Here is a 4106-nt window from a genome sequence, read left to right as displayed (position 1 = left end):
ACGAGATCGAGTACCTGACCGACTGCAACTTCCGCAAGGTGCCCACGCCGCGCAACGAAGAAGAAGAGATGTCGGGCGAGATCTGGTACAGCGTGGGCAAGCATGATGTGTTCCCCGAGACCTTCGAGCCCTTTCTGCTGGGCAACCCCAGCGTGCGCGAGGTGTTCATGAAACACCATGCCGACCTGCTCGACGCGGCTTTCTGGCACGGCCACAAGGAGCGCATCAAGGCAGGCCACGTGCACGACGTGTTTCCGTACGAGCCGGGCAAACGTTTCAAGAACCAGCGACGGGTGCGCGACGGTGTGCCGCCTGCCGGCACCGAGCGCCGGGCCGAGCCCGGGAGCGACAACACCTCGTTTCTCGACAACAGCCTGGCTTGAGGCTTGTCTTGAAGCCTGTTTCAACCGCAAGGAGTACCGCCATGTCAGATTCCATCGTCATCGTCTCGGCCGCCCGCACACCCATCGGCGGCATGTTGGGGGACTTCAGCAGCCTGGCGGCGCACCAGCTGGGCGCCGTGGCCATCCAGGCCGCCGTGGCGCGAGCCGGGGTGCCCGGCGACGCCATCAACGAAGTGCTGATGGGCAACTGCCTGATGGCCGGGCAGGGCCAAGCGCCGGCGCGCCAGGCGGCACTCGGGGCGGGCCTGCCGCAGTCGGCGGGGGCGGTGACGCTGTCGAAGATGTGCGGCTCGGGCATGCGCGCCATGATGTTTGCGCACGACATGCTGCGGGCCGAAAGCGCCGACGTGGTGGTGGCCGGTGGCATGGAGAGCATGACCAACGCGCCGCACCTGATGTTTGCGCGCAAGGGCGTGCGCTACGGCGCGGCGCAGATGTTCGACCACATGGCGATGGACGGCCTGGAAGACGCCTACGACAAGGGCCGAGCGATGGGCGTGTTTGCCGAAGAGTGTGTGGCCAAGTACCAGTTCACGCGTGAGGCACAGGATTCGTTTGCGATTGCGTCGACGCAGCGTTCCAAGAAGGCCAATGAAGACGGCAGCTTCGACTGGGAGATGGCGCCGGTGACCGTGTCGGGCAAGGGTGGCGACACGGTGATCAAGTACGACGAACAGCCGGCCAAGGCCAAGCTCGACAAGATCCCCGGGCTGAAACCCGCGTTCAGACCAGACGGCACCATCACCGCCGCCAATGCATCGAGCATCTCCGACGGCGCGGCCGCGCTGGTGCTGATGCGCGAATCGACCGCCGTCAGGATGGGGCTCACGCCGCTCGCGCACATCCGCGGCCACGCGGTGCATGCGCAGGCCCCCGCCTGGTTCAGCACCGCGCCGGTGGGCGCCATCGACAAGCTGCTCAAACAAACCGGCTGGTCGGTGAAAGATGTCGACCTGTGGGAGGTGAACGAAGCCTTCGCCGCCGTCACCATGGCGGCGATGCACGAGTTCAAGCTGCCGCACGAGATCGTCAACGTGCATGGCGGCGCGTGTGCGCTCGGCCACCCGATCGGCGCGAGCGGAGCGCGCATCGTCGTCACGCTCCTCGGCGCCTTGCGCCAATACGGCAAGAAGCGTGGCGTGGCGGCGCTGTGCATTGGCGGCGGCGAAGCGACTGCGATGGCTGTGGAGTTGGTGTGACGGGTCTCCCATGAGCATTTTCTGGAGTGACATCGTTCACCAACTCACCCCCTACGTGCCGGGCGAGCAGCCGCAGATCAGCGGGCTGGTGAAGCTCAACACCAACGAGAACCCCTATCCACCCAGCCCACGCGTGCTGGAGGCGCTGCGCGCCGAGGTGGGCGAGAGCCTTCGCCTCTACCCTGAGCCCACCGGGCTGGCCTTGCGCACGGCCGTGGCCAGGCAGTTCGGGTTGGCGCCAGAGCAGGTGTTCGTGGGCAACAGCTCCGACGAGGTGCTGGCCCATGTGTTCATGGCCTTGCTGAACCATGGCGAACACAGGCCGCTCTTGTTCCCAGACATCAGCTACGCCTTTTACCCGGTGTACTGCGGGCTCTATGGCATTGCCCACCGTACTGTGCCGCTCGATGCACAGCTCGGGCTGAACGTCGACGACTACCTGCAGCCCGAGGCGGGCGCCATCATCTTCCCCAACCCCAATGCGCCCACCGGCCGCGCCGTGCTGCGCGCCGAGATCGAGCGGCTCTTGCACGCACGACCCGACACGCTGGTGGTGATCGACGAAGCCTATGTGGACTTTGGCGCCGAATCGGCCGTGCCGCTGATTGAAGCCCACCCCAACCTGCTGGTGGTGCAGACGCTCTCCAAGTCGCGCTCATTGGCCGGCCTGCGCGTGGGTTTTGCCATGGGCCAGGCGCCGCTGATCGAAGCGCTCACGCGTGTCAAAGACAGCTTCAACTCCTACCCGCTTGACCGCCTGGCCACGGCCGGCGCCATCGCGGCGATGGACGATGCGCCGTACTTCGAGCGCACCCGCCGCGCCGTGATCGACAGCCGCGAGCGCCTGGCTGCATCACTGCAGGCCTTGCAGTTCGAGGTTTTGCCGTCTCAGGCGAATTTCCTGTTCGTGCGCCACCCTGCGCAGCGTGGCACCGAGCTGGTGGCGGGTTTGCGTGAGCGAGGCATCCTGGTGCGGCGCTTCGACGAGCCGGCGCGCATCGCCGACCACCTGCGCATCAGCATCGGCACCGATGCGCAGTGTGATGCGCTGGTGAAAGCGCTCACCGAGTTGATCGGAGAAACACACCATGCTGCTGTCTGAAGACCACCGTGCGGTTCAAGACGCCGTGCGCGCGTATGTGCAAGACAAGATTGCGCCGCACGCCGCGCAGTGGGACAAAACCTGCCACTTCCCCGCCGCCGAGTTGAAGGGCCTGGCCGCACTCGGCTGCTACGGCGTGGCCGTGCCCACCGAGTGGGACGGCGCCGGGCTCGACTATCTGAGCCTGTCGTTGATCCTGGAAGAGATCGCCGCTGGTGATGGCGCCACCTCCACCATCGTGAGCGTCAACAACTGCCCGGTGTGCTCCATCCTGATGGCCTGGGGCAATGACGCGCAGAAGGAGCAATGGCTCAAGCCGCTCGCGCGTGGCGACATGCTCGGCGCCTTCTGCCTGACGGAGCCGCATGTCGGCTCGCAGGCCGATGGCTTGAAGACCACCGCGACGAAAGACGGCGAGCGTTACGTGCTCAACGGCGTCAAGCAATTCATCACCAGCGGCAAGACCGGTGACGTGGCCATCGTGATGGCGGTCACCGACAAGGTGGCGGGCAAGAAGGGCATCAGCGCCTTCATCGTGCCGACAAAAACGCCTGGCTACACCGTGGCGCGGCTCGAAGACAAGATGGGCCAGCACGCAAGCGACACCGCGCAGATCCTGTTCGAGAACTGCCGCATCCCGGCGGCCAACCTGATCGGCGACGAAGGCCAGGGTTTGAAGATCGCGCTCTCGGGCCTGGAGGGTGGGCGCATCGGCATTGCCTCGCAAGCCGTCGGCATGGCGCGTGCGGCGTTCGACGCGGCCTTGAAATATGCAAAGGAGCGTGTGGCGTTCGGGAAACCCATCTTCGAACACCAGGCGGTGCAATTCCGCCTGGGCGAGATGGCCACGCAGATCGAAGCGGCGCGCCAGCTGATCCACCACGCCGCCAGCCTCAAAGACGCAGGCCAGCCGTGTCTGAAAGAGGCCGCCATGGCGAAACTCTTTGCGAGCGAGATGGCCGAGCAGGTGTGCTCGGCCGCGATCCAGATCCACGGCGGTTATGGCTACGTGAGCGACTTCCCGGTCGAGCGCATCTACCGCGACGTGCGCGTCTGCCAGATCTACGAGGGCACGAGCGATGTGCAGAAAATCCTGATCGGTCGTGCGTTGCAGTGAGGCTCATTGGCGTGGGCCCGCATAAGTAATTCCCACAGCACTCACAGGGGGTCTTCCCCGGGTTTCCGCCAGCAGCACCGGGCTGTGCTGTCCCTACGATAGGCCTTCGCCCGCACACAGATGGGTGCAGCCCTCGGTTGACCGACCGACCACATCGAAGGAGACATCAAGTGACCACCCCCGCTCCCCAGCGCCGCCGCTTCCTCAAACGCGCTTCCGCCGCCGCCGCAGGCGCCGGTGCCCTGGCCGCGCCCATGGTGTCGAACGCGCAGACCACCTCGCTG

At 65.8% G+C, this 4106-nt stretch carries 5 protein-coding genes; all 5 read left to right on the top strand.

Translation table 11 applies throughout. The annotated features are described in order from the left end of the window. Window positions 1–383, top strand: a 383-nt coding sequence (locus tag RMO40_RS01930; protein WP_309715512.1) for an isocitrate dehydrogenase kinase/phosphatase-domain containing protein, incomplete at its 5' end; no start/stop codon positions are given. A 41-nt stretch (window positions 384–424) separates the two neighbouring features. Continuing rightward, on the top strand, window positions 425–1603 hold the full coding sequence (locus RMO40_RS01925; protein ID WP_309715510.1) for an acetyl-CoA C-acyltransferase: 1179 nt from the start codon (window positions 425–427) through the stop codon (window positions 1601–1603). 10 nt (window positions 1604–1613) lie between these two features. Further along, window positions 1614–2705 carry a histidinol-phosphate transaminase gene (gene hisC / locus RMO40_RS01920; protein WP_309715509.1) on the top strand — a complete coding sequence of 364 codons (1092 nt, stop codon included), beginning with the start codon at window positions 1614–1616 and terminating at the stop codon, window positions 2703–2705. Beyond that, the gene (locus RMO40_RS01915; RefSeq protein ID WP_309715507.1) at window positions 2692–3822 is read left to right on the top strand and encodes an acyl-CoA dehydrogenase family protein; all 1131 of its coding nucleotides are present in this window, start codon (window positions 2692–2694) and stop codon (window positions 3820–3822) included. The genes hisC and RMO40_RS01915 overlap by 14 nt, the downstream gene beginning before the upstream one ends. Before the next feature lie 170 nt (window positions 3823–3992). Beyond that, the coding region (locus RMO40_RS01910; protein WP_309715515.1) for a twin-arginine translocation signal domain-containing protein at window positions 3993–4106 on the top strand (114 nt) is incomplete at its 3' end.

This window comes from Rhizobacter sp. (genome assembly GCF_031412075.1).
Lineage (GTDB): Bacteria > Pseudomonadota > Gammaproteobacteria > Burkholderiales > Burkholderiaceae_C > Rhizobacter.
This window is presented reverse-complemented; position numbering and strand designations above follow the sequence as displayed.

Coding starts and splice junctions, on each gene's coding strand:
- RMO40_RS01925 (WP_309715510.1), top strand. CDS start 425: ATGTCAGATTCCATCGTCATCGTCTCGGCCGCCCGCACACCCATCGGC.
- RMO40_RS01915 (WP_309715507.1), top strand. CDS start 2,692: ATGCTGCTGTCTGAAGACCACCGTGCGGTTCAAGACGCCGTGCGCGCG.
- hisC (WP_309715509.1), top strand. CDS start 1,614: ATGAGCATTTTCTGGAGTGACATCGTTCACCAACTCACCCCCTACGTG.